The sequence below is a fragment of the Catenuloplanes nepalensis genome, from assembly GCF_030811575.1.
Lineage (GTDB): Bacteria > Actinomycetota > Actinomycetes > Mycobacteriales > Micromonosporaceae > Catenuloplanes > Catenuloplanes nepalensis.
Genome location: NZ_JAUSRA010000001.1, coordinates 3137816 through 3163744, shown reverse-complemented (window position 1 = coordinate 3163744; position 25929 = coordinate 3137816). Strand labels below are relative to the sequence as shown.

The following is a 25929-nucleotide window of genomic DNA, read 5'->3' as shown; positions in this document are numbered from 1 at the left end:
CGACGGGGACGCCGGTGAAGTGCCAGAGCGGCCGACCCTCCACGGGCCGTCCGGCACGACACGGCGACCGGCCGACGGCCGCGGCCAGCACGGCGGCCGGACGGCGGCTCGGTGGACCACCGGGGCGTACGTCGGCGCATCGGCGACGACCGCGGACTCGAGCGCGGAGCCGGACCGCGTCGACCGGGTCGGTGCGGCGCTGTGGGAATCGCACACCAGGTGGGCGGCGGGCGGTTCAGGTACCGGCGTGAGTCGTCGCCGGCTCGGTCTCGTCTGGTTTCCGGCTTGCTCGGCCGGACATGGCGTTGGCCTGGCCGAGGGTGGGTGTGGTGGTCATCGCCAGGAGGAGGCCGGCGATGTCGTCGATGGGTGCCACGTAGTCGGTGGCGTCGTCGCGGCCGATGGTGATCGTACGTGTCATCGCACGGTGTGCGGGCCGTCCGTGGTGGCGTGCAGGACGAGCAGGGCGATGTCGTCGCGTAGCTGGGTGGTGAAGGCGGTGACGCCGGACAGGACGTGGTCGGCGAGGGCTTCGGCGTGCAGGTCGGGTGCCTGCCGAAGGTGGTCGATGAGCCGCTGCTCGCCGTACTGGCCGGCGGGGCTCTGGGCTTCGATGATGCCGTCGGTGTAGAGCAGCAGCGCCGCGCCGGGCGGGAACGGCACGGTCTGTTCGCGGAGCGTGATGTCGGCGAAGGCGCCGAGCAGCGTGCCGGGCGCGTCGATGGGCTGGACGGTGCGGTCCGGCAGGATGAGCAGCGGTGCGGGATGCCCGCCGCAGGCGACGGTGAGCGACATCGGCGGTGTCAGGGTGACCCGTACGCATGTGCAGGTGAGGAACCGGCCGAGGGGCATGTCCGGCCGCAGGACGTCGTTGAGGTGCCGCAGGGCCGTGGCGGGGCCGTCGGCCGTGGCGGCGAGGGCGCGGAGGCTGTGCCGGGCCTGGGCGACCTGCGCGGCGGCGGTGAGGCCTTTCTGGCAGACATCGCCGATCGCGGCGGTCACGGTGTCCGGGCCGGTGGGGAACAGGTCGTAGAAGTCGCCGCCGACGTCGGCGGTGTTGCTCGCGGCGTGGTAGCGGCTGGCGGCCTGCAGGCCCGGCACGGCAGGCAGCCGCTCGGGCAGCAGCGCGCGCTGGAGGGTGTCGGCGATCGAGTGTTCGCGATGGTGCGCGAGGGCGCGTTGCAGTCCCTGCGAGGTGAGGATCGCGACCGATTCCAGGTACTGGCGGTCTTCGGCGGCGAACGTGCGCGGGGCGGGGAAGGCGACGGTGAGCACGCCGATCGCGGTCCCGGTGGCGTCCGACAGCGGCAGCGCGGCCCAGGACCGGTCGCCGGTCAGCTGTTGCAGACCGGCCAGGTGAGGCCACCGGTCGAGCATGGCGGCCGGATCGGGTAGGTACAGCGCGCGGCCGCCGGCCAGGACCGCGGCGAGGGGCACGTCGTCGCGGCTGTTCATGGGTGTCCACCGGCCGTCGCGGCCGGCGGCGGCATGCCCGGCGAAGGTCAGCAGTCCTTCGCCGTCGCGCAGGGCCAGGCCGCAGCTGGTCGCGGACAGCGCGGTCCCGGCGAGTTCGTGGACGGCGTCGGCGATGTCGTCGATCGACACGGCCGCGGCGATCGCGGCGGCCAGGACCGCGAACCGTTCGGTGCGGTACAGCTGCAGGCTCCGGGCCTGCTGGGCTTCCGCGCGCTCGGTGACGTCGACGGCGAACACCGCCAGGTCGTCGTTGTCCAGCGGCACGTAGGAGACCCGCCAGCGACGCGGCCGACCCGGCTGCCCCGCCGTCGGCCCGGTGTCCACCTCCACGTCCCGGACCGGCGTCCCCGTCCGGATCACGTGTTCCAGCATCGGTAGCACGTCATCGGCGATGTCCGGCAGGACCTGCGCGACCGTACGGCCGAGGTGTGCTTCCACGGAGACGCCGTTGAAGTCGGCCATGATCTCGTTCAGCCAGCGGTAGCGCCGCTGGGCGTCGAGGACCGCGACGCCCAGCGGCGCCTTGATCCACAGCGCCTCGTGCAGTCGCGCCGGAAATCCGCCGCTGTCCGCCCCCACGAGCCCGATCGCCCCCTTCGCTCTCGCCACCACCCCGCGGGCAGCTGACCCACCTGCCCGCCGAAGAACCGTCTCCGTGACGATGAGCGCACGGCCCGGGGTTGCCGGATGGCAAGTATCTCGCCTGCGGTCACGCCCCGGTCGACCGGCCCTGCCGAGCCGGTCCGCTGGGCGCCGACCCGGGGCGCCCCCGCCTGTGACCGCGTCTGTGCAGGTGCGCAGGCGTGCGGGCAGAAGGGGTACGTGGTGGGCCGGCGCCACGGAGAGGTTCGGTACGATCTTCGCGCCGGGACACCACCATGGGCGTACGTGCCGGCGCGAAGTTCGTCGAGTGGCGGGTGGCCGGGAGGCGGCACATGCAGCAGCCGGCATGGCAGCTCACGGTCGACCGCGCCGGCGGCACCAGCGTGGTGACCCTGCGCGGGGAGTTCGACATGGCCTGCGACCAGCAGGTCCGACAGGCGCTGCTGGACGAGCTGCGCACCGCCGGCCCCGGCGGTCTGGTACTGGACATGTCCGCGGTCAGTTTCGCCGACTCCTCCGCCCTGGCCACGCTCGTCGCGGTCCGTCACGCCGCGGCCGAGCACGGCCGGTCGTTCATCCTCCGCCGCCCCAGTCCGCTCGTCGTGCGCCTGTTGCAGCTGACCGGCATGACGGACTTCCTCGCCGCGCGATGACGCGACCGCCCGGCCGTACAGTCTCCGCCGCCAGGCCCTCCGCCGCGGCGGAGGAATCCGGGCACGGCACACCAGGGTCGTATTCGGGGCGAGAATCCGGCTCCGCCGTGCGCCGCAGCGGCGCGGCAGGTACAAACACAGGCATGGACCTGCTTCGAGTGCGGTTCGCCCACAGCGACGACTGCGCGGTCCTGCGTCACCGCGCCCGGCAGGCGCTCGGCCCGTGGCAGGCACCGGACCTCGTCGCCGACTCCCTGCTGGTGATCACCGAACTGGTGGAGAACGTCATCCAGCACACCACCGACGGCGGCGAACTCGTCCTGCGCCGTAACGGCGACGCTCTGCGTATCGAGGTCACCGACTCCAGCCGGCGCCTCCCGCACGTGCTCGGACCCGACCCGCGCCGGCTCGGCGGCCGCGGACTGCTGCTGGTCGCCGCCATGACGCACGCCTGGGGATGTCATCCCGTCAGCGACGGCAAAGTGGTCTGGGCCGACATCGCGATCCCGCGCTGACCTCGAACCGGGGCGCCGGGATGGCCGGTCCGGGATGAGCATGCGCGCGCGGAGGGTCACGGCCGGGCAGGTGTCACCCGGACGGGGCGGTTGACCGGTTCTCGGACGGGTACCGCTTTCACCGCCTGGCGCGCGTGGCGACCCTGCGAGTCGTACCGATCCGGCCAGCCACCGTTCGTCAGCCATCGTCGATAGGCGGATGTCATGGCCATAGTGCCCGCACGGCATACCGCGTCGGAATTCGCCGTGGCGTTCACCGCGGCGGACTTACCGCGCCTGCGTTCTCTGGTCACCGAGGTCGCCGGCTCTGGCGGCCTGGGCCCCGAGGCGGTGACCGACTGGGTATCGGCGGTCAACGAACTGTTGATCAACGCGATCCGGCACGGCGGTGGCACCGGGCGGCTTCGTCTCTGGGCCGGGCCACCTGTGGCCTGCGAGGTCAGTGACCGTGGATGCGGCTTCGATGCGGTCCGCTACGAGCGTCGCACGGAGCGCCCGGCGTTGTCCGCGTCCGGCGGCCTGGGACTGTGGCTGGCACGGCAGCTCACGCACGACATGCGGATCCGCAGCGGCCGGGACGGCACGACCGTCCGCGTCGTCGCCCACGATCGGGCGCATCCGAGCCGTCAGCGCACCGACGCAGGGTAGGTCGGCACCTCACCGAGCCCGCTCACTCCCCGGGGACGGGCCAGGGTTGCGAACAGGTGTGAAACCGGCTGCTGTCGCGGTTCGTCACGCACCGGACCTTCAGCCCGCCACATCACGACCGATTCTTCCTCCGTGAACGGATGGAAGCGGTTGGGGATCTGGCGGTCGGCGACGATTCTCACCGGCGTCGTCGGCGTGTTCGGGATGTCGGTGGCGGTCGGGGTGGCGGGTGTGGTCGCCGCCGAGCAGCGGCAGTCCGCGCAGGAACAGCTGCAGCGGCGCGCCTCGGTCGTGACGGCCCGGGTCGCAGCCGAGGCCCGCCGGTACACCGACTCGGTGTCGATGGCCGCGGCCGCGCTCGGCTGGCGAGAGACACTCACGGCGAAGTCGTTCGCCGAGGTCGCCGAGCCGATCGCGCGCATGCGGCTGCCCGGTGCCAGCTCCGTGGTGTTCCTGGCCGCCGCGGACAGCGACGGGGTGAACGCGGCGCAGCGGCTGTGGCGCTCCCGCGGCGCGACCGATCTGGTCCTCACACCGGCTGCCACCGGCGGCGAGCACCTGTTCTCGATCTTCAGCCAGCCGCTGGACGACGCGCCACCCGCGCGGACCGGCGTCGACCTCGCCCAGGCCCCTGCCCCGTCCCACGCCCTGCGCGAGGCCCGCGACGGGCGGCGGATCATCGTCTCCGACGCTTACCACCTGCTGCGCGACCGATCTGTGCCGGCCGCGGCACGGCAGCTGTCGTTCGTCGTCACCGCACCCGTCCTCGCCCCGGCCGGCGCCGACGGCCGGCGCGCGTTCCGCGGCTGGGTGCTCATGGGCCTGCGCGGGCAGGACTTCATCGGCGTCGCCCTGCGCGAAGCCTCGCAAGACCTCGTCGACGTCACCCTCCGGGCGCACACCACCACGGGCACCGCCGACATCGCGGCCCTGCGCGCCGCCGTCGACGGCCGCCGCGACCTGGCCTGGCAGGCGAACGTGCGGATCGCCAACCGCAGCTGGACGCTGCGCTTCGCCGCGGCCGGGCTGGCGCTGCCGGGCGGGCGCACCGGCCTGCCCACCTCCCTGGCCGCCGGCGGCGCCCTCACCAGTCTCCTGCTCGCCGGCCTCGTCTGGGTGCTGGCCACCGGGCGCGCCCGCGCCCAGGCACAGGTCACCTCGGCCACCGCGCGGCTGCAGAGCACCGCGGACGAGCTCGCCGGGCAGAAGGACTACCTGGCCCAGATCCTCGACGCCGTCCACGTCACCATCCTGACCTGCGACACCGACGGCCGGCTCGTGCACACCAACTCCGAGGGCCGTACCCGCATCGGCGACATCGACCGAAGGCTCGTCACCGACCTGCTCACCGACCTGCACCTCGTCCACCCGGACGGAACCGCGTACGTGCCCGGCCAGTCCCCGCTGCTGCGCGCCCTGGGCGGCGAAGACGTCCACGGCGAGGAGGTCATCCGGATCCTGCCGGACGGCTCCCGCCGGCACCTGATCACCCACAGCCGCGCCCTGCACACCCCCTCCGGCCAGCGGGCCGGAGCGGTGTCCTCGTCGTTCGACGTCACCACGCTGCGTGAACGCGAGGCCGAGCTCGCCGCGTTCGCCGGGATCGTCGCCCACGATCTGAAGAACCCGCTGACCTCGCTGACCGGCTACACCGAGATCGTCGCGGACGACCTCGCCGGCCTGCCAGGCATGGGAGGGCAGGTGAGGATGCTCGGCCGGGTCCTGGCCACCGGCGCCCGGATGCGCCGGCTCATCGACGACCTGCTCGCCTTCGCCGCCGCCCGCGACGGCGCCGTCCGGCCCGCCGATGTCGACCTGAGCACGCTGGTCGACCAGGTCGTCGAGGAACGCCTGGCCACCTCCCGGGAGGCCGTTCCGCAGATCTTCATCGGAGCGCTCGACGGCGTGTACGCCGATGCGGCGATGGTGCGGCAACTCGTCGACAACCTGATCGGCAACGCGATCAAGTACACACCGCCGGGCCAGCCCGCCCGCGTCGACGTCACCACCGCTGACGCCGGTGACGGCTGGATCCGGGTCGAGGTCGCCGACCGGGGTATCGGTATCCCGGCCGGGCAGCACCAGGCGGTGTTCAACGACTTCCACCGCGCACACCCGGCCGCCGGATACACCGGCACCGGACTCGGCCTGGCCATCTGCCGTCGCATCGTGACCCGCCACGGTGGTGCCATCGGCGTCACCGACAATCCCGGCGGCGGCGCCCGATTCTGGTTCACCCTGCCTGCCGCGGCCTGGACCGCCCCGGAAGACGTCGCCCAGGTCCAGCGGGCAGCGGCCGCGGGCCTCGTTCGCGGACACCTTCCAGGCACTCCCGGAAAGCGCCGCGCACCGGCAGGCTGAACCCGGCACCGACGGGCGTTCACCGGCCGCACGCCACGCGGCCGGCCGACGGCCGCGAACGCGTCGCGCCCCGTCACGTCACGGTGGCGGGGCGCGGTGATCGCGGTGGTCAGAAGCGGGCGACGATGGTGACTCGCCGGTTGCGTTTCTGCTTCCTCTTGTCGACCGGATTCACCGGCCCGGCGCCGACGGTCACGATGGTGACGTTGACGCCGAGGGAGCGCAGGTACTTACGGACCGCGTTGGCGCGCTGCTTGCCGAGCTTCTTGTTCGCGCGGATGGCGGCCTTGGACTTCTTGTCGGTCTGGGTGTAACCGGTGATCGTGACGACCTTCGCGCCCTTGAGCGATCCGGCGAGACCGCGCAGGGTCTTCTTGGCGTCGGGTCGTAGCTTCGCCGACTGGTACGGGAAGATGAACGACCGCATCGTGACGGTGTTCCCGACCGGTTTCGTGGTGTGGATGCTGGTCGCGGTGCAGGTGTCGTTGAGCGTGATCCAGTTGGTGTCGCTGATCCTGGTGCCGTTCGGGGCGGTGCCGCTGAGGATCAGCTGGTGCAGGCCGGCCGACACGCACGCCTTGCCGGGCATGGTGATGATCGCGGTGAAGTCGCCGTTGCCGTCGGTTTCGCCGGTCGCGACCACGATCGGCGTGGACTGCATGGTCAGCACGTAGTCGGAGGCGGGTTGCAGGCCGCCGCCGGTCAGTTGTGCTTTGGCGCCGACGAGCGGGGTGTCGACGTCGAGCCGCAGGTCCAGGTTGAGCCGGACCGGCGCGTCCGGGGTCGGGTCCGTCGGTGCGGGTGACGGGTTCGGGCTGCTGGTCGGGCCTGGCGTCGGTGAGGTCGTCGGCCCGGCGGAGGGCGTGCCGGTCGGTGTGGGCGTGGCCGTGGGTGACGGCGTGGGCGCCGGTGTCTGCGTGGGCGTGGGCGTGGTGGTCGGCGCGTCCGGCGGGACGACCACCGGCGGCGTGACCGTCGGGCTCGGCGACGGCGACGGCGACGGTTCGATCGGGGCCGGTGGTTCCGGGACGACCACGGCCGGGAGCGCGACGTAGCTGAACGTGCTGGTGGCCTCGGCGGCGCCGGTGAGCAGCGTGATCGGCACGGTCTTCGCGGTCGCCGACGGCGGGGCGGTGAAGGTCAGTTCGGTGCCTTCGTCGTTGACGGAGAAGTCGGGTGCCTTGATGGTCACCTCGCCGAAGCGGACGGTCCGTACCGCGCCGAGCAGGGTGCCGGTGACGGTGACCTGCGTGCCGCCGGGCACGTAGGTCACCGTCGGTGAGATTCGGGTGATCGTCGGCGGGGTCGGGGTGATCACGAGCGTGCCGGTCACGTAGGCGAAGTTCCCGGCGTTGCCGTACCGGCTGGTGTCCGCCCCGTCCTGCAGGCTGCCGCCCTTCGGCACCACCGTGTACGTGCCGGGCTCGATCGGCGCGCCGCCGAGGGGGCTGGTGCCGTCGTAGTAGTCGAACTCGACGCCGCCGACGCTGTCACCGTCGAACAGGCCGCCGATCTGCGCGGTCGGCGCCGGTGTCTCGCCCTGGGCGATGGTCAGGTCGTCGGCGACCACCGAGATCGACTGTGCGGCGGCGAAGACCGGCAGCTCGATCTTCTCGATCGCCGACTCCGGGTCGCCGGCGGCGACCGCGGCCCGGTAGTTGGCCGACTCGGCCTGGCTGGCGTGGATGATGCATCGCCCGGCCGTCTTACCGGTGATCGTGGTCCCGGTCACGGTGCAGATCGCCGGTGTGGCGGAGGTGAGCACGACATCGGCGAGGCCGGCGCCGTCGAACGGGGCGCCGCCGCGGGTGTCGGAGACCGTGACGGTGGCGGTGGCGTCCGGGTTCGCGCTGATTAGGATCGCGGTCGGATTGACCGACCCGGTCAGCACCGCGCCGGCTTTGGTGATGGTGCCCTTGAGCGTCGGGCGCGGGTTGGCCAGCGTGTAGTTGCGGGCGGCGTTGCCGGTCAGGGCCAGGTCCCCGGTCAGCGTGACCGTCTTACCGGTGCCCGGTGCCGGGCTGGCGTAGGTGGCGCCGGCGCCGCCGCTGTCGAGGGCGACCTCGTCGTCGCCGATCCGGCCGGTGAACACCGGGTCGGAGAAGGCGGCGGTGGTGGTGCCGTCGTAGACCTTGTCCGCGCGTACCGCCGTGACGGTGAGGGTACGCGGGTTGATGGTGATGCGGGTCGTCGGCCGGGTGGCGGCGTAGTAGATCGCCCGGTCCGTGCCGCTGGTCTTCATCTCGAACGACGCGACGCGCACGTCCCAGGCGGCCTGCTGGGTGTGGTCGGCGCCGCATTCACCCCAGGCGACGTTCTTCGGCAGTCCGGACTGCCACGCCCAGTCCTCGCTGCCGCAAGTGGAGTTGCGGTGCTCCCAGGTCACCGCGGTGATCGGGTCGGTGGTCACGGACGGGGTGTAGAGGAAGTCGCCGCCGGTCAGCTGACCCTTGTAGGTGAAGCTCGGGCCGTTCTTGCCGGACGGGGTGATGGTGATCGGTGTGCCGGTGATGGTGACCCGGACCGGGGACGGGTTCTGCGTCCACACGTACCGCTCTCTGGCGTAGGTGGCGGCGTTGCGGTTGACCCGCACCCACCAGTCACCGGCGGCCGCCGGGACACCCGCACGCACGTCGGAGTCGAAGTTCTCGCTCGGCGAGTACTCGTATCCCGCGGGCGTGGTGACGGTGAACGCATTGGTGCCGACGAACCCGGTGTGGGTGTAGCCGGGCGTGAAGGCGGTGCCGGCCGGGACGGTCACGTGCGCGGTGCCGCCGTTGACCGTGGTCGTCACGGTCGGGCTGACCGCGCACGTGAACGAGATCATCTGGTTGTCCAGGCCGTTGTCGGCCGGGTCGACGACGATGGTCTTGGCGCCCCACGGGTCGGTCAGGGAGGTGGTGAGGTCGGCCATCCCGAACGTGATGGCGGTGGCGGTCCACGACGTCGGTGTCACCGCGGTCCCGCCGACGGTGACCGTGCCGGTGGCCGATCCGAACGCCGCAGCGTCGTTGGACACCGTCACCGTCGCCGGGTTCCAGGTCGCGTTCCCGGATCCGGCCTGTGCGGTCTTCTCGCACGAGCCGTAGGTCGGTGACACGGCCAGGGTCACGCCCGGGGTGGCCAGGTACTCCAGGCCCTGCGCCTCGTACGCGGAGCCGCCCGGCGTGATCACCTCGACGCGTTTCCAGCCGGGGTCGGAGATCGAGCGGGGCGCCGCGAACGTCAGCGAGCCGGCGGTGACCGCGGTCGGGGTCACGGTGACCGGGTTGTCGGTGCCGGTGCCGGCGTAGACCTTGACCGCGGTCGCGCCGGTGAGGTCGGAACCGGTGAGGGTGAACGTGTCCGTCGGGTCGGTGCCCGGGCTGAACTGGTCGCCGTGGTCGTGACCCAGCGCCGGGTTCGCGGTGATCCGGGTGATCGACGGCCGGGCCAGCGCGCCGATGTAGCGCAGCCCGACCGCGCGGGTGGCGGTGAGCGAGGAACCGGTCGGCGTGATCGTCACGGTCTCGGCCCCGGCCACGGTCGCCGGCGGCGCGGCGAACGTGATCGCGGTGTCGGACCAGCTGGTCGTGGCGACGGTCGCACCGTCGACCTTCAGCACGCCGGTGGCGCCGAAGCCGGCGCCCTGCACCCGCACCCGGGTGCCGCCGGCCAGCGGCACGGTGAGGACCCCGCCGGAGCGTTCCCGGTTCGGGTCGGCGTTGATGTACACCTCGTCGTACGGGTCGGCGCCGAGGTAGGCGATCGACGGGCCGATGACCCGCACCGTGCTCTTGTACGGCGTCGTCGCACCGGCCGGGGTGACGGTCACGGTCAGCGCGCCCGCGGTGGTGGTCGGCACCGTGATCCCGGCGATCGTGGTGCCGCCGTTGGTGCTGGTGTACGAGACCGGACTCGCGGAGCCGACCTTGACGGTGCCGGTGGCCCCGAACCCGCCACCGGTGATGGTGATCCGGGCGGCGTTGCCGGTCGCACCGGAACCGATGGCCGACGGGGTGACCGACGCGATCCCGTTGTCCGGCGACACGGTCACGGCGCCCGCCGAGGTGGTGGCCCCGGTGATCGCGCCGACGCGCACGTCCTTGGCGCCGGTGGTGTCCACGGCGGGGATCTGCACCGTCAGCGAGGTCGCCGACGAGGCGGTGACCTTCGCGTACACGCCGCCGACGCTGACTCCGGCCGTGCCCTGCGGGCCGAACCCGGAGCCGCTGATCGTCACGCTGTCGCCCGGAGCGCCGGAGGCCGGCGACACCGACGAGATGACCGGCAGTGTGCCCGGCGCGGTCAGGGTGAGCGTCACCGGCGCGGAGATCCCGCCGCCCTGCGAGGAGGAGACCTGCACGTCCGCCGGCCCGGTCCCGGAGAGCACCGGCACGATCGCGGTCACCTGCGTGTCGCTGACCCGGGTCACCGACGGTGACTTGACGCCGCCGATGATCACCGTCGGGGTGCCGGTGGTGCCGAAGTTGCTGCCGGTCAGTGTGATCACCGATCCGCCGCTGTGGGCGACCGTGGCCGGAGCGACCGAGGTGATCGCCGGTTTCGCGACGTAGGTGAACGACGCACCCGCCGTGGCCTTACCGACCGAGTTGTACACCGTGACCTTGACCGGGCCGGGCTTCGCGCTCGGCGGCGCGTTGAACTGGAGGGTCTCCAGCCCTTGGAAGTAGGTCCGCGCGTCCTTGGACTCGAGGTGGCTGGTGTTCGGCCACTCGTAGATCTTCTGATCACCGAAGTCGATCTCGGTATAGCAGTCTCCGCAGACCATGTTCCGGCCGCGCAGGGTGATCCGGGTGCCACCGGCCATCGGCCCGGCCTGCGGGCTGATCGTCAGATCCGACGGCACCGGCGCGGTCCAGGTGACCTGCTTCGACCGCAGCACCGTGCACACGTCACGGCTGCCGCCGCCCTGCGCCGAGACGTCCTGGCTCGAATACTGCCCGTCGGGGCAGAAACCCACGTTGATCGTACGGGGGCCGTCGCCGTCCCACGGCTCGCGCCGCCACAGCGGCAGGTCCGCGTACACGGTGGCCTGGTTCTCGCCGTCGTAGGTCCAGGTGCGCAGCTCCATCGACCGGCCGCGCGCGTCGCTGAGCCAGTACCGCAGCGCGCCGCCGGCCATCACGCCCTGCCCGCGCACGGTGATCGGCGTACCGGAGGTGATCGTCGCCGGCGCCTCGATGCTGTCCACGCTGTAGGCCGGTGTGTACGTGATCGCGTCCCTGGACGTCGACCCGCCCTGGTACTGGTCGGCGTAGTAGGAACAGAACGTGTAGACGCTCAGGTCCGCCGTGCCGGGCTTGAGGTCCACCGCGGCGGGCAGGTCGACCAGCATCCGGTACACGCCGGTGTCCGGGTCGGGCGTGTTGTCGACCACGTAGGCGCTCTGCCCGCCGACCGCCACCCACGCCGGCCAGCAGTGCTCCAGTGAAGGGGCGTTCTTCACCGTGATCGTCGACCGGCCGCCGCCGATCACCGACGTGCTGGTGCGGCTGATGTCGATGATCTGCGGGCTCGGGGCCGCATCCTGCCAGATCGTCAGCTGGTACGTACGCGTCGTCGTCGTGTCCGGCGCCGTCACGGTCAGCACCACCGTGTTAGCGCCCCGCGCCAGCTGCAACGCCACCTCGTCGTTGCTGACCGCCACCGGGGCGCCGTTGAGCGACGCGTCCACCGACGCACCGGCCGCGGACGGCGGCACCTGCAGCGTCGCCGTGTCATCCACCGTGAACACCTGGTAGAAGCGGGCCTCGGGGCGGTAGCCGGGGCTCATCGGCCAGGTCTGGGATCCGTTGAGCGCCAACGACGCCAATGTGGCGTCCGTGGCCGGAATCGACTGCAACAACACGGCCGCGTCGCTCTGGGGCGGGTCCGGTGTCGCGGCCGCGCTCGCGCTACCGCGCAGCCCGCTCAACGGTTTACCGCCGGGCCATCCGTCAGGCCGATCCGGGATCCGTTCCCGTGCCTTGAACGCCTCGTCGTCCGGGTCGACCGGTGCGGTCGGCGCGGGCACGTCCGGCTCGTCCGGGGCGGCCGCCCGCGCGGTCGCGGGCACCGTCAGCAATCCGGCTACCAGAACAGCGATGGCGGTACCCGACCACGCCCCACCGACGACGATCATGCGTGTGCCCCCGTGAAGAACCGACCCAGACCTCCGCATCCTGCCCGGACCGCGTACCCATTCGGGAGCATTTGCCGTTTTTCGTGTAGACGGCGGCTACGACGGCATGGACCCCTCCGCATCCGGTGGCACCATCCACCGCGACGCGCGGTCAGCCCTCGACACCGGTGGCGGCGTGTGGGGCACCGACGGGCCTGGACTCCGGAGAGCCGCGCTCGCGCGGGTAGATGGACAGCACCGCCATGGACAGCACGGCCAGCAGCTCGGACTGCCAGTTCTGGAAGGTCCGGTTCCAGAACTCGGCGCTGGCCACGTACTTCGCCCAGGTGAGCGGATCCTCGCGTTGCTGCAGTTGCCGGGCGGACCACCGCACCATCGACGCGAACCCTCGATCAACCGACACACAGCGGATGCTCCCACTCAGGCGATCTTCACACCGCACTCCCGCGTCGTCGCCGGGCAGGTCGTGGACCACAGGCGGGCCGGACCTGACCTGAGCCGACGTACGCCGCCGCCGCGGCCGAGCCCGCGCGATCGTCCCGGTCTGCGACCATGTCTCGCGGGCGATGGGGAGGCTGGGTCATGGATGAGTTGCAGCCCGGCGATCCACGGAGGCACCGGCGCAGTTCCCCGCGCACAGCGACACCGGCATCGTGCCGGCAGACCCGGCCCAGACCCCGGCCCCAGCCGCGGCACGGGCCCGCCCGCGCGGCAGGATCGTCGTCGAGATGGTCGCGGCCGCGATCGCCGTCATCGTCGCGGCCGGCGCCGCCACCACGCATGAGGAGAATCTCCACGCCCGGCACCTTCGCCCAGTTCCGGCGGGCGATCCCGGCAGTCCGGGCCCGATCCGGTTGCGGCGATCGCGCCAGACCGTAGCCGGCCGGTCAGGCGGCGGCGAGGACGTCGACGACGAAGCGGAGGGCGCCGCCCGGGCGGCCGCCGCCCGGGTTCTCGCCGTAGGCCAGGTCGGCCGGGATGTCGAGCTGGACGCGGCTGCCCACCGTGACGCCGGCCAGTCCCTGGTCCCAGCCCTGGATGACGTTGCCGGCGCCGACCTGGAAGCTGAACGGCTGCGACTGGTTCCAGGACGCGTCGAACTCGGCGCCGTCGGCGTAGGTGACGCCCACGTAGTTCACGGTGACCGTCTGGCCGGTTTGGACCGCCGCACCCGTACCCTCGATGAGGGTTGTCGTCTTCAGCTCGGTGACCTCGCCGGAGCCGGCGGTGACGGCCGGTTTCTGGCCGAGGGCCGGGTCGGCGCCCGCGGGCAGCGGCGGGAACGCGGCCGTGGCGGGAGCGGTCGGGGCGGGGGCGGTGGGGGCGTCCGGGGTCGCGCTCGTGGTCTCGGGACCGTTGTTCAGCGCGGTGCCGATCCACACGGCCAGGCCGACGACGAGTGCCAGCACGAGCACGGCCGCGCCGGCGACGGTCAGCATCTGGCGGCGTCTGCGCAGCACCCGGGCGCGGGCCTTGGCGGCCTTGGCCTCGGCGCGCTTCTCGGCCTTCGTCTTGATCGGGCCGCCCGCGTCGTCACGCGACGGACCGGCGGCACGGGGGGTGGCCGCGCTGCGGCGGCTCGTCACGGGATCGGACACCGCCCGACGATACGACATGCGGTACAGGGCCGGCACCCGTCCGTACCCCGGTGATGTGGTTCTTGATGGCCTGAGATCCTGGGCGCATGGCACGTCACGTCGAGATCCATGTTCCGCTGCGGCCGGGCGCGTCGGGTGAGCCGCCCGCGTGGATCGATCGGATCGAGGAATTCCTGTACGAGCTGGACGAGCAGGGCGTGATCGAGGTGTTCGACGACGGCGAGGAGTGGGGCGAGGTCTACATCTTCTTCATCGCCGGCGCCGCCGAGGGCCGGCTGATCGACGTCGCCACCCGGGTCGCCACGCTCGACGGCGTGCCCGCGGGCGTCTTCGCGCGGGTCACCGACGACAGGGCGGCGGACTTCGGCATGGGGCGGCGGGTCGAGCTGCGGCGCTGACACCCGCCCGCCGGTCCCCGGTCAGCCGTAGATCGCGTCACCGGTGGCGGCCGGTGCCGCGGATGTGCCCGAGCCACTGGATCAGTCCGTACGCGTGAACCGCGTCCTCGACGGCCTGATGGCCCGCCTGGCTCAGGATTCGGGCGCGGCATGACGCCGCATCGGGCCCTGACCACCCGGCGGGACTGACCGCCCTCGGCTGGCAGCCGGGGATCGACAGGCCCCGGCCGGCCTTCGGCGGCAGATCCGGACAATGGCCGACGACCGGCTCCGGGTGCGCCGCGTCGCGTCGGCCGTTCGGTGAGCGGACGCCCGTGTGCAATCGGCGCCCGGCGCACCTCGCTCGCTTTGTAAATAGCTGTCGGTCGATATGATGCACGTCATGAAAGCGCTCGCGATCCTCGCCGCCCTCGCCCTCCTCTCCCCCGCGACCAGCACGGCCGGGGCCGACGCGCACGGCACCGGTTCCTGCGCACCCGGCCGGACGCTGCTGTTCTGCGAGGACTTCGAGCACCTGCCGACCGGCGGCGCGAGCAGCATGGAATGGGGCATCGACACCCGCAACGGCACGCTCACCGTCGAGCGCCAGCCGCGCGGGGACAAGGTGCTGCACGCGCGGACGCGGGACAACGGCCGCGCGTTCCTGACCGTCCACGATCTCGCCGTGCCCGGCGACCGGCTCTACGGCCGCATGCGTGTCCGGGTGGCGGCGTTCCCCACCGCGCCGGACTGGGCGCACTTCACGCTCGTCGAGGCGACCGGGACGGGCAGCGCCGAGATGGTGCGGCCGCTCGGCGGGCAGTGGGTGCCGCCGGCCGGCCGGGCGCTGTGGGGAATCGGCGCGGACGGCGGGCCCACCGGCGACTGGACCGCCTGGCAGGAGTCCGCGCCCGCGGAAGCGGGCCGCTGGCAGTGCGTCGAGTGGCTGCTCGACCGCGACGGAAACCGCGTGCTGGTCTGGCTCGGCGATCCGGGCGCTCCGACGCTGTCGGCCTCCGAGCGAAGTCACGGCGGCGCCGACGTGCCGTTCGTGCTGCCGGACGTCACCACCGTCAAGGTCGGCTGGCAGCTCTATCAGAGCGGCACCACCCCGGCCGGCTTCGACGTGTGGATCGACGACATCGCGCTCGCCCCGCACCGCCTCGGGTGCGCGCCACAGACACCGTAGTTCCGGCGTCGACGCCGGTCCGGTCCGGTGCGGATGGAGGATTCGGGATTCCGGAGAGGGCGGCGCCCGCCTGATGCGGCCGTGGAGTCAACCGAACCACGCGCGGCACGTCGATACCGCCTGATCGAGGACCAGGCTCGCCGCAGGGTTCGCATCGAGGCGAACGTGCCGCAGCGCAAGCGGCGTGTTCGTGATCGCTGTCTCCGCCGCCCGGCTCGTCGTCCGGACGAACTGCATGCGGTCGTCTTCGCAGGATCCGTCCCGTCGGGTGAGGCGCTGGCGGATGTTGTCCTCGCTCGCGGTGAGGTACAGCGTCAGATGAGGGCGCGGCATCAATCCCAGGCTCGCGTCGAGCAAAGTTCGAGCGCGCTCCTCCCCATGCTCCTCGGTCAGGGTCACCAGCTGGTACGCGTACTTCGACAGCCAGCCACGGTCGGAGACCACTGTCCGCCCGGCCCGGAGCGACGTGCTGACCTGTGTCGCGTACACCTCGAAGAAGTCTCCGATGAAGGCGAGTGACTGCGCCGTCCGGCTGACGGTGACGTAGTTCGGCGCCCGCGTCACGGCTTCCCGTAACGCGGCGCCCAGGAAGCCGTCGGAGAATTCCGAGCTGAGGTCGGCGTGGAGTTCGCCGGCCAGTGCGGATGCGAGTGTCGTCTTTCCCACGCCGTCGACACCGTCGACGCTGATCCACAGCGGTTGGTCCCGACGGTTACTCATCCCGGCAGGCAGCGGCGTACATCGCCTGCAGCTCCCGGAGCAGGTCGCCGTCGATTCCGGAGGATTCCCACAGGTCGCGCACCGACGTCTCGGCGACCGCGGCGTCCGTGCCGGTGATGGCGTCCTCGCGCCAGATCGCGTATTCGTACAGGGTGTAGAGGTCGAGGAAGCGCCGTGTCGATGCCACTTTCAGCCGGTACGACTCGCTGCTCATCAGGGCGATCGACCGTTCCCGGGTGCGTCCCCACGGCCTTCTCCGGTCGGAGTCGACGTAGGGCGGATCATCGCGCCGGTCGAGGTCGCCGTAGTAGTACATGAGGTAGCCGCGGTTCCACGCCCGCCACTGCGCGGACGCCCGGGACCGCTTGACGAAGTGGTCGAGTGCCTGGACGTCGCCGACGTGGCAGAGTCCCCACAGCAGTGACTGCTGCAGGAACATGTCGTCTTCGTCGGTGGCCAGGCGGCGCAGCGGAGTCTGGGCGTCCGGCACCACCCGGGACAGCAGGTAGGCGATGATGTTGCCCACCGTCCGTACCCGTGGTGATGCTTTCGCCCTGAGGCTGTTGTGCCGGAACGCGGCCTCCAGTGCCGGCCCGAGTTCGGGCGGACCAGACAGTCGCAGCTCGTCGACCAGGAAATGCCGGATCTCCGGCGTGAGGTCGAGGGCGAGCGTGGCCACCAGCTTCTCGCTGGACTTCTCCCGAACCGCGCGGGTGACCTCGTCGAGCAGATGGCAGGCGACCAGGTACTCGAAGAACGAGTAGTGCACGAACCGGCCCCAGACGCGCCCGGCGACCCGCCATTCGTCGCAGATCTGCGCCAGCGCACGAGCCACGCACCGCGGATGGCCGCCGGTCTCCGTCGCGACGAGATCGTGCACGGCGCCGGCGCTGAACCGTTCCTCGTTGAGCAGCGCCTTCGAGAAGATCACCCAGGCTGCGCCGCTCCACACCTGCTTCGCGCCGGCCGGCAGCACGCAGTTCACCCCCGCCAGTGCGGTGTCCGCGGCGGCGCTGAGCTTGTCGATGTACTCGGCGTAGAGCGTGGACACGTCGGACACCGCCCCGGCCGCGGTCTGGCCGAGGAAGGTCAGCATGCGCGCGAACAGCGGCCGGCTGACCATGCGCGCCAGCGTCGCCGAGCCGCGAACGGTCTGCATGACACCGTCGTCGTCGAGGAAGTGTGCGGCGATGAGCCGGTCGACGAAGTCGGCGAACTGCCGCTCCAGCGACCACTCCGTCATCATCACGATCGCATCGAACAGATCTCCGCCGTACGATCGGGCCAGGTTGTCCTCGAACTCCCGCCGCCGGCAGGTGACCACCAGCGTGCAGGTCTCGCGGAGTCGCCGCAGTAGCACCAGCAGATCGGCGGAGGAGTCGAATTCGGCGAGGGTCTCGTCGAGGCCGTCGATGATGAGGATGGGCCGCAGCGCGCCGTCCAGCGCCCGCCGCAGCGCGAGGGCCAGGTCGGTGCGCCCCGGCACGTCGTCGAGTGCCTCCGGCAGCTCCGACACCCGCATCACCAGCGCCGGAGCGCCCACCGTATGCATCGCCGTGAGCAGGGCGTAGGCGGCGACGCTCTTGCCGCTGCCCGGCTCACCCAGAACCAGCACCGACTGACCCGCGATCACCTGCGCCGCGAGATCCACGGCCCCGATCCCGCCTCCTCCACCGACGTACCGGTGGAACATGGCCGGCACGTACACGCCCTTGGCATGCAGTTCCGCGATGCTCAAGTCCAGCGGGTACGCCGTGCGCCGGGCCCCCAGCCGCCGCGCCGACCGCGCCGACGCGCGCTCCAGCAGCCGGTCCATCTCACCGTTCCGGTCCTCGGCACGCCGGTCGGTCACCTCCGCCCACCGCCCGATGTCATGGTCGACGTACTCGGCGCCGGCGGGCACCGCACGCACGTCCACGTGGAAGCCGGCGTGCCGTGGACTCCAGACTCGCGGCCACACCCTCAACCCGAAATCACCTTCCCGAGTACGGAACAGCGAGCCGATCGAGTAGCCAATGCCTTCCGGCCCACTCCGTTCGCGATCGTGGGTGACGCCGGTGTTCACCCCGCTGATCCGGACGCGCACGTCGTCCCTGGCGTCGATCATGGTCGTCCAGTAGCCGAGGCCCACGTCGCCGCTCGTCACGCTCTGTCCGAAGCCCAGCGCGAACGCCAGATATCGGCGCATCCGGACGCTCAACCGCAGCCGGTCCCGATCACCGGCGATCGCCTCGTCCAGTGGCCGGCCCCGGGTACGCAGCTCGTCCACCCACCGCCGCACATCGTCGTCGCCGACGGCGATCGTGCGATCGACATCGTGGTTCCCCGGCACCATCAACACCGAGTCGGTGCCAAGACCAAGAGCCTTGCAAAGGGTACGGAGGAACGCATCCGCCCGCTGATACTCGGCCGCGTCGTGGGCACCGCCGGAGAACGCCACATCACCGCTGACGATGACCTGATCGATGGGCGGCACTCCGGCCGGCAACCGGCGGACGTCATCGGCCAGCGCGGCGAGCATCTCGGTGCGGTCGTGCCCGCTGTCCACTCCGACATGCAGATCCGCCAGATGCAGCCAGGTCAGCGTGAAGTCGGAACGAGCCGGCTTCGGGTCACTCATCGTAGGTGAACTCCTCGAGCTTGCGGCGCACGTCCGCGCTGAAGAACAGTTGGGAGAACAGGTCACGGTCCCCCAACCACCGGTTCGGGACCCAGATCCGGTCCGCGTCGGAGGCGACGACGCCCGCGCCGGTCAGTGCCGCGAGCTCGTCCGGGAACTCCTCGAACGGGTCGGTGCCGAACATCTCCCGGAATCGCGTGCGATCGAGTGACTGGATGTTGAGTGCCACCATCTTGCGGCGACGCTCATCGTCGGTCATCAGGAAGCCGCTGTCAGCCGGGAGACGCCCGGCCTCCATCTGCCGGCCGTACGACTCGAGGACGGCCTGGCGGTGCCGTACCGAATAGCCGTTCCGGAAGTCCAGATCCCACAGATAGCTGCGGGCTCCGGCGCCGAACCCGAGAATGTTCTGCAGCGCCCAGTGGTTCGCCTTCTGCCGATAGCCGCCGCCGTCGCGTACCCACCGGACATGGGTTTCCTGCCGGTATCCGGAATCGGTGAGGATCTCGTGCGCCATCGCGTACCGGGCTCGCAGCATCGCGCCGTTGACGTGGTCGTAACCGCGTCGCCCGTACCCGGTATGTGGTCGTAGTGTCAGCGGGTAGGCGCAGATGGTCTCCGGCCCGATCCGCGCGACCTCCCGGACGGACGTCCGCCAACTCTCGTCGGTCTGATGCTCGAGTCCGTAGATGAGGTCGACGCAGACGTTCGCGAACCCCACCGACAGAGCCTCCTCGAGCAGCCGCGTTCCGGATCTCTCGGCGCGTACCCGGCCGAGAGTGGCGACTTCTGTGGGGATGAACGACTGATAGCCGAGGTTGATGCGGTTGACACCCGCGTCACAGATCTTTCTGAGCTTCGCCACGTCGACCGAGGCCGGGTCGACCTCGAGAGCCGTCTCAGCCGGCACCTCACCCGGGGCGACGGAGAACAGCGCCAGCAGTTCGCTCACCAGGCGCTCCAGCTGGGACGGAGCGAGAATCGACGGCGTACCACCACCGAGGTAGAGGCTCGCTACCTGCTTCCGGTCGGTCAACGCGGCATACCAGCGCGCCTCCCGAAGCACCAGATCGACGTAGCGATCGAGGTCCGCTCTGCCGTCGCGCACCGTGTAGAGATTGCAGAAGCTGCAGATCTGGCGGCAGAACGGCACGTGGACGTACAGGTTGAGAATGTCGCTGTGGTCGAGGGAATGCCGCACCAGCTGGGGCAGGCGTTGTAGCACCTCCGGCGAGAACGGCCGATACGCCTGCCGCGGCGGATACATGTACACGTAGTCCGCGTGGGACTCGCTGTCGATCAGATGGCGGACGGTGCGGGCTTCCGCTGGGCTGCTGAGCACTCTCACCGGATCCGCCTCCGATCGAAGACCCTAGATTGAAATCTTCCCCGATTTCAGCTCGGTGAGGAAGTTGCGGGTGTTCGGCGACAGCTCGTGCGCCATGCCGTCCAGCTCAGCCGGGCTGAAGAACCGACAGTCGTCATGCGTGTCCGGCTCCCGCACCATCGGGGAACCGCTGACCACCTCCGCCAGATACCAGGAGTACACCATCGTGTAGACGTCCTCCTCGAACGCCTTCTCGCCCAGGTGGCGAACGATGGCAACCTCGGCGCCGGTCTCCTCGAGCACCTCGCGGGCGGCAGTGGCGCTGGGATCCTCATCTTGGTCAATTTTGCCCCCAGGAATTTCCCACTGCACACGCCTGGGAGTGTTGCGATGCAGCAGCAGGATGCCTCCGTCCTCGTTCCTGATCACACAACCGGCCAGCTTGAGCTGATTCATGAAGCCCCTTCGTCCGAAATCAGCGGTCACGTCAGATAGGTGTGCACAGTGCCACTGTGCATGCCGCCACCGCAGTCCGGAGTCAGACACTCCGAAATACCAGCCTTCAGTGCTTCATGGACGACCAGAGTCGCCCGTCGTACGGAGCCCATCGCGTCCTGGTGAAACAGGTTCGATCCGTCGACCGTCACATCGAAGACGCTCCGGTCAGAGCCGAATCCGGCACCGAGCAATGTTCGATGCCGACGCGCGGTGTCGGCATCCTTCGCCGAAAGCACCCGGCGGCAGTCCTCAAGGGCGGGTCGTGGCCCGTACGGCTCCTGCGCAGCCCGCCACCAACCCGCGCGGGAGTCCAGCGTGGATTCGATCCACACCCGGATGCACGGCACACTCGCCGGAAGCCATGGCGCCGCCCACGAATCGAACACGGTCCGGTCACGCGTGCGCAGCGCATCCACCAACGTATTGATCACCACTTCAACGGACGAATCACCGTCAGTCTTGGCCCCATGCCGCTCCACACCGACGCCCTGAACGAATCTCATGCGGCCCGGCCAGCTCTCATCGGCCGAGACATAGTCGAAATCAAGCCATCGTGCGAGCAGTCGCGCATGCGTGGTCTTGCCAGCCGCAGCAAGCCCGGAGACGGCAATGTTCATCCACAGCCACCCAACCCCACCACTACCAGCAATCAGAGAATCACTGTCCGCAACCCAGTATCACGCCGCTCGTCAATACGATCAACGCGACTGCAAACCCCCGAGCCCTCCGTCCGTGGGCGCACATGATCCGCGCCGATCTGGCGGACCCACCGACCCTCGCCGTTGACCGGCGGCTGCAGATCACCGCGTCTCTCGGCATCTGACGCGGGCCGTACTTCTGCGCGAGCCTGCCGCAGCCGTGACATCAGCCGTTCGATCGCGTTGCTGCCGCGTGCCTCGCCCCAGACCTGCCAGGCCAGCTGGTCCTTGGACAGCACGCGGCCGGCGTTGTGCAGCAGGTAGCGCAGCAGCCGGTACTCCGCCGCGGTCACGTCCAGCGGCCGGTCACCGCGCCACGCCTGGCAGGTGACCTCGTCGAGCAGCAGGTCGCCGTGGCGCAGCACCGGGTCGCGGGCGGCGTCGCGGGCCCGGAGCAGCACCTCGACGCGGGCCAGCAGCTCGGCGGCCTGGTAGGGCTTGGTGACGTAGTCGGCGACCTCCGCGCCGATCTCCGGCACCAGATCGACGAGCGACTCGCACCAGGTCACGCACAGGATCGGCGGCTTGTCGGCCAGCGCGGGTCGGTGGTCGGCGGCGCTATGCCACGTCCGTGGCGGTCGTCGAGGCTCGCGCCGCGTGCACAATGGCGGCCATGACGATGATCGAGGTTGATGGTGGCCGGGTGCTGGACGTGGCCGTGAGCGGGCCCTCGGACGGCGTGCCGCTGGTCTTCCACCACGGCACGCCCGGCGGTGTGCCGCCGTTCCGGTCCATCCAGCGCGCCGCGCACGAGCGGGGACTGCGGTTCGTGACCTTCTCCCGCGCCGGCTACGGATCGTCGACGCGCGCCGCCGGGCGTGAGGTCGTGGACGTGGTGGCGGACGTGCGAGCCGTGCTCGACCACCTCGGCGCCGAGCGGTGCCTGGTGAGCGGCTGGTCCGGTGGCGGGCCGCACGCGCTGGCCACGGCCGCGCGGCTGGCCGGCCGGGTGGCCGGGGTGCTGGTCATCGCCGGGGTCGCGCCGCACGGCTTGGCGGACCTGGACTTCATGGCCGGCATGGGTGAGGAGAACATCGTCGAGTTCGGGCACGCCCGGCGCGGCGAGGCCGCGCTGCGCCCCTACCTCGAGCAGGAGGCCGCCGGGCTGCGCGACACCGACGCGGCCGGCCTGGTGGCGAGCCTGGCGAGCATCCTGCCGCCGGTCGACCGGGCGGTCCTGACCGACGAGCTGGGCGACGACATGCTCGCGAGCTTCGCCGAAGGGCTGCGGTCCGGCGTCGACGGGTGGGTGGATGACGACCTCGCGTTCGTCAGGCCGTGGGGCTTCTCGCTGGACGAGATCACCGTGCCCACCTTCGTCTGGCAGGGCAGCGAGGACCTGATGGTCCCGTTCACCCACGGCCGGTGGCTCGCCGCGCACATCCCGGGCGTCGTCGCGCACCTCGAACAGGGCGAGGGCCACCTCTCGATCGCCGTGGGCGCCGCTGACCGGATGCTGGACGAGCTGGTGCGGGTGCCATGACGAGCCGACGCCGATCCTAAGTTCGATGTTCATCGATTGACACACCGGCGTGACGTGGTGAGACTTCTGGGCAGGCGCGGATCGGAGACCCACCCTCCGGTCCGGCACTTCGAGCCCGTAGGAGAGGGGAAACATTCATGAGATCGAGAGCACGGAGGGTGGGGCTGGCGTTCGTCGCCGCCTCCGTGGCCTTCGCCGGTGCCGTGTACGGCGTGACGAGGCCTGCCGCGGCCGAGGTCGTGGCCGAGGCGAGCGCCTCGGCGCTGGTCGCGGACATGGGGGCCGGCTGGAATCTGGGCAACGCGCTGGAGGCCAACAACAACGGGATTCCCAGCGAGACCGCCTGGGGGAACCCGGTGGTGACGCAGGCGCTGATCAACCGGGTGAAGGCCTCGGGGTTCAGGACGATCCGCATCCCGGTCTCCTACCTCGGGCACATCGGGGCGGGCCCGAGCTACACGGTCGACGCCGCATGGCTGACCAGGATCGCCGAGGTCGTGAACTACGCCCACAGCCAGGGCCTGTACGTGCTGATCAACATGCACGGGGACGGGTACAAGACCGTGACCGGCTCCTGGCTGATCTGCGACGCGGCGGACCAGACGACGATCAGGGACAAGTACCAGAAGGTGTGGCAGCAGATCGCGACGAAGTTCCAGGGCTACAACGAGCGCCTGATCTTCGAGTCGATGAACGAGAACTTCGACGGGCAGTACGGCGCGCCCACCCAGCCGTGCTATTCCAACATCAACGCCTACAACCAGACATTCGTCGACACGGTACGGCGTACCGGTGGCACCAACGCCTCCCGGTGGCTGCTGGTGCCGGGCTGGAACACGAACATCGACTACACCGTGGGCAACTACGGCTTCGTCATCCCCACCGACCAGTACCGGTCGTCCACCATTCCCGCCGGTGAGCAGCGGCTCATGATCTCCGTTCACTACTACGACCCGTGGGACTTCACCGGGCAGGAGGACGGCGCCATCACCCAGTGGGGGCCGAACGCGACCGACCCGGCCAGGACGTCGACCTGGGGCCAGGAGGACCATCTGGACGCCCAGCTGAAGAAGACGCACGACGCGTTCGTCACCCGCGGCTACCCGGTGTTCGTCGGGGAGTACGGCTCGATCGACAAGACGACCTACGACCCGTCGAACAACACCTACCGTGCGGACTTCGCGCGCGCCCTGGTGGCGGCCGCGAAGAAGTACGGCGCGGCCACCGCCTACTGGGACAACGGCTGGAACGGGCAGCACGGGTTCGCCCTGTTCGACCGAAGCTCCGCCACGGTCACCCAGCAGGGCATCATCAACGCGATCATGAGCGCCGTCGGCGGCGGGACGAGCCCCACGCCCACCGCATCACCGACCCGCACCGCGTCGCCGACCCCCACCGCGTCGCCGACGGCCGCACCCGGCGCCTGCCGGGCCGTCAGCACGGTCAGCGCGTGGAACACCGGCCTGACCAACAGCATCGCCATCACCAACACCGGTGCCACCGCAGTCAACGGATGGAACCTGACCTTCACGCTCCCCGCCGGGCAGAGCATCGTCTCCGGCTGGAGCGCCGGTTACGCCCCGGCCAGCGGCACGGTGACCGCGACCAACGCGAGCTACAACGGCACGCTCGCGCCGGGAGGCTCGACCACGATCGGCTACCAGGCCAGCCACACCGGCAACGCCGCCGCTCCCACCGGTTTCACGCTCAACGGCGCCACCTGTAGCTGATCACGGCGGCGTGGCCGGCCGGACCCGCGTCCGGCCGGCCACGCCGTTCCGGTCTCAGCGGTGCGTCTGCTTCGCGTGCAGGTGCGGCAGGTGCAGTTCGGCCGGCTCCGGCGGAAGGTCGTCGACGCGGTGCGCGACGGCCTCCTCGTGGCGGCGGTGCGCGGACGGGACCGCCAGCGCGGCCGCGATCGCGAGGACGGCGACACCGGCGCAGGCCCAGAAGCCGGTGGTGAACGCGGCGTCGGTGGGCAGGCCCTGCGGGGTGCTGTGCGAGGAGATGATCGCGGCGATGACGGCGGTGCCGACGCTGCTGCCGATCGTCCGGGCGATCGCGTTGACGCCGCTGGCCTCGCCGGTCTGGGCGGCCCCGACCCGCGGGCGGACCGCTGCGCCTCGACCGGCTGCGCATCATCGTCGAACGCATGGCGGCCGCCGTCGGCTGGGACCCCGCCCACCCCGACGGCGACCGCCTGCTGCTCGGCGCCGAGATCGCGCTCACGACCGTGCTGGGCCTGGCCATGCTGCGCGTCTCCACACCCCTGGAACCGCTCGCCTCGGCCGGCCAGAACGACCTCGCGACCCCGTTCCACGCCCTCCTGCACGCGGTCATGACCCGCGACAACGGCTGAGCCCGCCGAAAGGCGGATCAGGCCGGTCGGGCTCTCCGCCGCACGCGGCACCGTCCGGCGTGGACCCGGGCGGCCCGCCGGACCGGGCCGATCGGCCCTGGCCGGGGACGCCGCGCCAGCGGCAGGCTACGGCGCAGACTCGGAGGTGCGTCATGCGACGTTGGATTATCGACCGGCTGTACGCGGCGAAACGCCGGATGTACCCGGACGACCGGCCCGGCCGGCTCGCCCGGCTGATGAACCGGATCGACGCGGCACAGTACGCCGCCGGCCTGCTGTCGCCCCGGCGGGCCGTGACGCTGGAGGTGATCGGGCGGCGCAGCGGACGGCCGATCGCGGTGCCGGTGGTCGTCGCGACCGTCGACGGCGAGCGGTACCTGGTGTCGATGCTCGGCGAGCGGGCCAACTGGGTGCACAACGTGCGCGCGGCCGGCGGGCGTGCGGTGCTGCGCCGGGGCCGCCGGGAGCCGGTGCTGCTGTCCGAGGTGCCGGTGGCTCAGCGCCCGCCGATCCTGCGCCGCTACCTGCGGCTGGCGCCCGGAGCCCGGCCGCACGTGCCGGTCACGGCCGCGACGTCGGAGCAGGAGTTGCGTACCCTCGCCGCGGGCTTCCCGGTCTTCCGGGTCGGCCCGGACCACTGACGGCCGCACGCCGGATCCACCGCGGGCGCGCTGGAACGC

21 protein-coding genes are annotated in these 25929 nt (G+C 71.1%); 10 read left to right on the top strand and 11 right to left on the bottom strand.

All coding sequences use genetic code 11. From position 1 onward, the window contains the following. Positions 1 to 235: 235 nt before the first annotated feature. Positions 236 to 421, bottom strand: coding sequence for a hypothetical protein (locus J2S43_RS13420; protein WP_306829318.1), 186 nt, complete (start codon positions 419 to 421; stop codon positions 236 to 238). Next, positions 418 to 2055, bottom strand: coding sequence for a SpoIIE family protein phosphatase (locus J2S43_RS13415; RefSeq protein ID WP_306829317.1), 1638 nt, complete (start codon positions 2053 to 2055; stop codon positions 418 to 420). Before J2S43_RS13415 ends, J2S43_RS13420 begins: the two co-directional genes overlap by 4 nt. Positions 2056 to 2354: 299 nt before the next feature. Between J2S43_RS13415 and J2S43_RS13410 the strand changes: the two genes are divergently transcribed. The 4 genes from J2S43_RS13410 (at position 2355) to J2S43_RS13395 (ending at position 6256) form a co-directional block, all read left to right on the top strand. Next, positions 2355 to 2732, top strand: a complete 378-nt coding sequence (locus J2S43_RS13410) for an STAS domain-containing protein (protein ID WP_306829316.1) — start codon at positions 2355 to 2357, stop codon at positions 2730 to 2732. Positions 2733 to 2875: 143 nt separating this feature from the next. Next, a complete protein-coding gene (locus tag J2S43_RS13405) occupies positions 2876 to 3247 on the top strand; it encodes an ATP-binding protein (RefSeq protein ID WP_306829315.1) in 372 nt (123 codons plus the stop codon). Between the two features lie 246 nt (positions 3248 to 3493). Continuing rightward, positions 3494 to 3895, top strand: a complete 402-nt coding sequence (locus J2S43_RS13400; RefSeq protein ID WP_306829314.1) for an ATP-binding protein — start codon at positions 3494 to 3496, stop codon at positions 3893 to 3895. Positions 3896 to 4027: 132 nt separating this feature from the next. After that, positions 4028 to 6256 (top strand): ATP-binding protein, encoded by a 2229-nt coding sequence (locus tag J2S43_RS13395; RefSeq protein ID WP_306829313.1) that lies wholly within the window; start codon positions 4028 to 4030, stop codon positions 6254 to 6256. 109 nt (positions 6257 to 6365) lie between these two features. Here the strand turns inward: J2S43_RS13395 and J2S43_RS13390 are convergent, their stop codons facing one another. The 3 genes from J2S43_RS13390 to J2S43_RS13380 form a co-directional block, all read right to left on the bottom strand. Then, the gene (locus J2S43_RS13390; protein WP_306839264.1) at positions 6366 to 12314 is read right to left on the bottom strand and encodes an IPT/TIG domain-containing protein; all 5949 of its coding nucleotides are present in this window, start codon (positions 12312 to 12314) and stop codon (positions 6366 to 6368) included. Positions 12315 to 12531: 217 nt separating this feature from the next. Further along, positions 12532 to 12783, bottom strand: coding sequence for a DUF6766 family protein (locus J2S43_RS13385; RefSeq protein ID WP_306829312.1), 252 nt, complete (start codon positions 12781 to 12783; stop codon positions 12532 to 12534). Positions 12784 to 13267: 484 nt separating this feature from the next. Next, positions 13268 to 13978 carry an FKBP-type peptidyl-prolyl cis-trans isomerase gene (locus J2S43_RS13380; protein ID WP_306829311.1) on the bottom strand — a complete coding sequence of 237 codons (711 nt, stop codon included), beginning with the start codon at positions 13976 to 13978 and terminating at the stop codon, positions 13268 to 13270. A gap of 86 nt (positions 13979 to 14064) precedes the next feature. On the opposite strand from J2S43_RS13380, the gene J2S43_RS13375 reads away from it, so the two are divergent. Then, positions 14065 to 14376, top strand: coding sequence for a hypothetical protein (locus J2S43_RS13375; protein ID WP_306829310.1), 312 nt, complete (start codon positions 14065 to 14067; stop codon positions 14374 to 14376). 382 nt (positions 14377 to 14758) lie between these two features. After that, entirely contained in the window at positions 14759 to 15544 is a 786-nt protein-coding gene (locus J2S43_RS13370; RefSeq protein ID WP_306829309.1) for a hypothetical protein, read from the top strand. A gap of 87 nt (positions 15545 to 15631) precedes the next feature. On the opposite strand, the gene J2S43_RS13365 is transcribed toward J2S43_RS13370, so the two are convergent. The 6 genes from J2S43_RS13365 to J2S43_RS13340 are packed head-to-tail and all read right to left on the bottom strand — an operon-like array spanning position 15632 to position 21916. Then, positions 15632 to 16264, bottom strand: coding sequence for a dTMP kinase (locus tag J2S43_RS13365; protein ID WP_306829308.1), 633 nt, complete (start codon positions 16262 to 16264; stop codon positions 15632 to 15634). Beyond that, the gene (locus J2S43_RS13360) at positions 16257 to 18884 is read right to left on the bottom strand and encodes a metallophosphoesterase (RefSeq protein WP_306829306.1); all 2628 of its coding nucleotides are present in this window, start codon (positions 18882 to 18884) and stop codon (positions 16257 to 16259) included. Before J2S43_RS13360 ends, J2S43_RS13365 begins: the two co-directional genes overlap by 8 nt. Further along, positions 18877 to 20226 (bottom strand): coproporphyrinogen-III oxidase family protein, encoded by a 1350-nt coding sequence (locus tag J2S43_RS13355; RefSeq protein ID WP_306829305.1) that lies wholly within the window; start codon positions 20224 to 20226, stop codon positions 18877 to 18879. The genes J2S43_RS13360 and J2S43_RS13355 overlap by 8 nt, the downstream gene beginning before the upstream one ends. Before the next feature lie 30 nt (positions 20227 to 20256). After that, complete coding sequence (locus J2S43_RS13350; RefSeq protein WP_306829304.1) at positions 20257 to 20667, bottom strand: NUDIX hydrolase; 411 nt, start codon at positions 20665 to 20667, stop codon at positions 20257 to 20259. Between the two features lie 26 nt (positions 20668 to 20693). Beyond that, the gene (locus tag J2S43_RS13345) at positions 20694 to 21326 is read right to left on the bottom strand and encodes a cytidylate kinase family protein (RefSeq protein ID WP_306829303.1); all 633 of its coding nucleotides are present in this window, start codon (positions 21324 to 21326) and stop codon (positions 20694 to 20696) included. Between the two features lie 32 nt (positions 21327 to 21358). Beyond that, complete coding sequence (locus J2S43_RS13340) at positions 21359 to 21916, bottom strand: response regulator transcription factor (protein WP_306829301.1); 558 nt, start codon at positions 21914 to 21916, stop codon at positions 21359 to 21361. Between the two features lie 104 nt (positions 21917 to 22020). On the opposite strand from J2S43_RS13340, the gene J2S43_RS13335 reads away from it, so the two are divergent. The 4 genes from J2S43_RS13335 to J2S43_RS13320 all read left to right on the top strand — a co-directional run bounded on the left by J2S43_RS13335 (position 22021) and on the right by J2S43_RS13320 (position 25890). Continuing rightward, positions 22021 to 22890, top strand: a complete 870-nt coding sequence (locus tag J2S43_RS13335) for an alpha/beta fold hydrolase (protein WP_306829300.1) — start codon at positions 22021 to 22023, stop codon at positions 22888 to 22890. A 137-nt stretch (positions 22891 to 23027) separates the two neighbouring features. Beyond that, positions 23028 to 24620 carry a cellulase family glycosylhydrolase gene (locus J2S43_RS13330; RefSeq protein WP_306829299.1) on the top strand — a complete coding sequence of 531 codons (1593 nt, stop codon included), beginning with the start codon at positions 23028 to 23030 and terminating at the stop codon, positions 24618 to 24620. A gap of 422 nt (positions 24621 to 25042) precedes the next feature. Further along, positions 25043 to 25249, top strand: a complete 207-nt coding sequence (locus J2S43_RS13325; protein ID WP_306829298.1) for a hypothetical protein — start codon at positions 25043 to 25045, stop codon at positions 25247 to 25249. A 152-nt stretch (positions 25250 to 25401) separates the two neighbouring features. Then, the gene (locus J2S43_RS13320; protein WP_306829297.1) at positions 25402 to 25890 is read left to right on the top strand and encodes a nitroreductase/quinone reductase family protein; all 489 of its coding nucleotides are present in this window, start codon (positions 25402 to 25404) and stop codon (positions 25888 to 25890) included. The last annotated feature ends 39 nt before the right edge of the window (positions 25891 to 25929 follow it).

Bases quoted from the DNA above. Each gene is read 5' to 3' on its own strand.
- J2S43_RS13420 (WP_306829318.1), bottom strand. From the start codon at position 421: ATGACACGTACGATCACCATCGGCCGCGACGACGCCACCGACTACGTG.
- J2S43_RS13410 (WP_306829316.1), top strand. From the start codon at position 2,355: ATGGGCGTACGTGCCGGCGCGAAGTTCGTCGAGTGGCGGGTGGCCGGG.
- J2S43_RS13405 (WP_306829315.1), top strand. From the start codon at position 2,876: ATGGACCTGCTTCGAGTGCGGTTCGCCCACAGCGACGACTGCGCGGTC.
- J2S43_RS13375 (WP_306829310.1), top strand. From the start codon at position 14,065: ATGGCACGTCACGTCGAGATCCATGTTCCGCTGCGGCCGGGCGCGTCG.
- J2S43_RS13370 (WP_306829309.1), top strand. From the start codon at position 14,759: ATGAAAGCGCTCGCGATCCTCGCCGCCCTCGCCCTCCTCTCCCCCGCG.
- J2S43_RS13365 (WP_306829308.1), bottom strand. From the start codon at position 16,264: ATGAGTAACCGTCGGGACCAACCGCTGTGGATCAGCGTCGACGGTGTC.
- J2S43_RS13360 (WP_306829306.1), bottom strand. From the start codon at position 18,884: ATGAGTGACCCGAAGCCGGCTCGTTCCGACTTCACGCTGACCTGGCTG.
- J2S43_RS13350 (WP_306829304.1), bottom strand. From the start codon at position 20,667: ATGAATCAGCTCAAGCTGGCCGGTTGTGTGATCAGGAACGAGGACGGA.
- J2S43_RS13345 (WP_306829303.1), bottom strand. From the start codon at position 21,326: ATGAACATTGCCGTCTCCGGGCTTGCTGCGGCTGGCAAGACCACGCAT.
- J2S43_RS13335 (WP_306829300.1), top strand. From the start codon at position 22,021: ATGACGATGATCGAGGTTGATGGTGGCCGGGTGCTGGACGTGGCCGTG.
- J2S43_RS13330 (WP_306829299.1), top strand. From the start codon at position 23,028: ATGAGATCGAGAGCACGGAGGGTGGGGCTGGCGTTCGTCGCCGCCTCC.
- J2S43_RS13325 (WP_306829298.1), top strand. From the start codon at position 25,043: ATGGCGGCCGCCGTCGGCTGGGACCCCGCCCACCCCGACGGCGACCGC.
- J2S43_RS13320 (WP_306829297.1), top strand. From the start codon at position 25,402: ATGCGACGTTGGATTATCGACCGGCTGTACGCGGCGAAACGCCGGATG.